Source organism: Kordia sp. (assembly GCF_045105435.1).
Taxonomy (GTDB): Bacteria; Bacteroidota; Bacteroidia; order Flavobacteriales; family Flavobacteriaceae; genus Kordia.
Map to the genome: position 1 here is coordinate 1 of NZ_JBGCDL010000294.1, position 2,590 is coordinate 2,590.

Genomic DNA, 2,590 nt, shown 5'->3' on the forward strand with positions numbered 1-2,590 from the left:
AAAGCGATTCGAAGTTAACAAATGTCATTCCTGCGAAGGTAGAAATCTATTGAAAATCTGAATAGGTTTCACATCAAATATATAATTATAAAATCTATAATAACACATGAAAACAAAACTACTATTCGGATTATTCTTCACAATTTCTGTATGCTGCTTTGCGCAGAAACGTACTATTACAGGAACTATTTACGATGAAGATAAAAATGTTCTCGCTGATGCGAATGTGATTGTTAAGAATTCCGACAAGGGAACAATTACTGATGAAAAAGGACAATTCGCGCTTGACGCAAATTCAAAAGACACTTTAATAATTTCGTATCTTGGATTTGAAACCAAAGAGATTATAGTTAGTGAACAGAACGAAATTTCAATTACACTAATTGACGCTTTTGAAATGATGGAAACTACCGAAATTATTGGATATGATGGAGTGAAATATAAGGTGATTAAAACAAATTGCAATTGGTCTGTTATTGATTCACAAAAAATAGAAACTACCGAATTCAAAAGAATACCAAGTGAACAACGTTTAACTTCATTGTTCCCAAATCCTGCTGCAAACGGAATTTTTCAGCTACAGCTGAATGAGAACTATACAAAACTCACATTGGAAGTGTATACTATGAACGGTCAATTACTACAATCAAACACATATACAAAGCTTTCAAAAAATCCACAAATAGATTTATCAAAACAATCAAAAGGCATCTATTTGGTTCGAATTATTACTGATGGAAGTGTATTGGAAACTAAAAAAGCGATTCGAAGTTAACAAATGTCATTCCTGCGCAAGCAGGAATCCATTGTAACTTGAAAGTGGATTCCGCAACAAGTGCGGAATGACAAAACCAACAACTAGCAACTAAAAATACAGCTCCGCTTCCAAGCGTTCTTCAACGACTTGATTGTCTTTGGTATAGACATAATACGAATGATTGTTTTCGTCTAACGACATTGCTTTGACAGGTTTTCCATTTTCAAATACAATTCCGGCTAAATCATCACAAGCATAGCCATCAGTTAGGATTCCGTTGGCAATATTACTATGAAATAACGGACGACGCGACGCTTCCGAATGGTAATGCGGACAGTGACTGAATGGCAAGAAGTTGAAACCTTCTACAAAAGTGAGTTGCTTTGGTCGCGAATCTGTAAATCCGCCATTAAACCAACATAATGAACCTGCGCTTCCGCCAGCTAAAATAATTCCTTGATTGTAGGCTTTCATCAACGCTTTGTCAATTTCATGTGCTTTTAAAAGTGTCATCATGTTCAATGTATTTCCGCCGCCAACTATTATAGCATCCATTTCTACTAAATAATCTTCAAAATCCCAATTCTGTGAACTCGAACTTATCCAAATTTTTAGTACATGTGGCTCAATTTCCAAATCGTGACATAATTCATACCAATATTCTATATACCAAGCGGCATCGCCTGTGGCAGTTGGCAAAAAGCAAATTCGCGGTTTCTTTTTCCCTGTGAGTTCCGCTGTATATTTTACGAATCCTTTGTTGATTTGTCCGCCGTATGTGAAGAGTGTTTTCATTTTGGTTGTTCGTTGTTTGTTGCTCGTTATTCGTTATTCGTTATTCGTTATTCGTTATTCATTATTCATTATTCATTATTCGTAAAATGTATGTTCTGTATTTAGTTTCAAAGTATAAACTTTTCAACTTCCTATTTCATGTTTGTGAAGATATGTATTTTTAACCTTTTCGTATGTAAATTTCTTTAGCTTGATGTGTTACATTTTCTTTATGAAATAGATTTTTACGAAATTCTGCTGGCTTTTTATCGTTTAATAATTGAGGTTCCCCATTTAGTTTGATGAGTTCTTGAAAGTGTTTTTCGCGCTGTTCGTATTGTGCTTTGTCTTTATATGTGGTAATCAACATTAAATGAAATGGTGCTTCTTCGGAATACGGAGTTTCCATAATTTCAAAAGAAGTAATGTATTTTTTCTCTAGTGCCATCAATCGCAATACTTTCCAATTGTATTGATAATAGAACATGGCTTCTGACCTATTTCCATCTACAATTTGCACAAAATCTACGGTAGAGATTCGTTCACTTTTTTGTGCGAATGAAAAATGTATCGTGATTAAAAAAAGTAAAATGAATATCTTTTTTGAGTTGATGAATTTCATTTTGATTGATTTTGAAAAAAGATACAAAAAAAGCAACCTCAAGGAGTTGCTTTTACATATATTTTATGATTTGATAGTCACTATTTATACCAAATACATTTTTTTATTTCTGAATTTCTAATATAAGAATATGCTTTATCAGATTTTCCCCAATTGATTCCATCAGGAATTAAGTTTCCACCTGACCATTTGTAGTTACAGTCTGGACCAATATCATGTGCGTCTCTTGCGCCATCTGCTTCGTCTTTCATGCTAATCCAATACAAACGAGCAGGTTTGATGCCTTTATCTTTCATGTCAATGATTTCAAAGTTATCTCCTAATCCATTATTCACAACCAGTTCGTTTTTTCTTCCCGATTTATTATACCCGACAACCACTACATAATGCGTTGGAAAATCAATGACTCTACCGTTCTTTTTCCACATTTTTTTCTT

At 33.7% G+C, this 2,590-nt stretch carries 4 protein-coding genes; 1 reads left to right on the forward strand and 3 read right to left on the reverse strand.

Going from position 1 to position 2,590, the window contains the following annotated elements; translation table 11 throughout:
- Positions 1 to 106: 106 nt before the first annotated feature.
- Complete coding sequence (locus AB8B65_RS15100) at positions 107 to 775, forward strand: carboxypeptidase-like regulatory domain-containing protein (protein WP_405302097.1); 669 nt, start codon at positions 107 to 109, stop codon at positions 773 to 775.
- A 90-nt stretch (positions 776 to 865) separates the two neighbouring features.
- Here the strand turns inward: AB8B65_RS15100 and AB8B65_RS15105 are convergent, their stop codons facing one another.
- From AB8B65_RS15105 to AB8B65_RS15115, 3 genes are all read right to left on the reverse strand, one after another.
- Complete coding sequence (locus AB8B65_RS15105; RefSeq protein ID WP_405302098.1) at positions 866 to 1,552, reverse strand: Type 1 glutamine amidotransferase-like domain-containing protein; 687 nt, start codon at positions 1,550 to 1,552, stop codon at positions 866 to 868.
- Positions 1,553 to 1,712: 160 nt separating this feature from the next.
- A complete protein-coding gene (locus AB8B65_RS15110; protein ID WP_405302099.1) occupies positions 1,713 to 2,153 on the reverse strand; it encodes a hypothetical protein in 441 nt (146 codons plus the stop codon).
- Positions 2,154 to 2,233: 80 nt separating this feature from the next.
- Positions 2,234 to 2,590 (reverse strand): hypothetical protein (locus AB8B65_RS15115; RefSeq protein ID WP_405302100.1); only part of this gene is annotated, 357 nt, incomplete at its 5' end.

Coding starts and splice junctions, on each gene's coding strand:
- AB8B65_RS15100 (WP_405302097.1), top strand. CDS start 107: ATGAAAACAAAACTACTATTCGGATTATTCTTCACAATTTCTGTATGC.
- AB8B65_RS15105 (WP_405302098.1), bottom strand. CDS start 1,552: ATGAAAACACTCTTCACATACGGCGGACAAATCAACAAAGGATTCGTA.
- AB8B65_RS15110 (WP_405302099.1), bottom strand. CDS start 2,153: ATGAAATTCATCAACTCAAAAAAGATATTCATTTTACTTTTTTTAATC.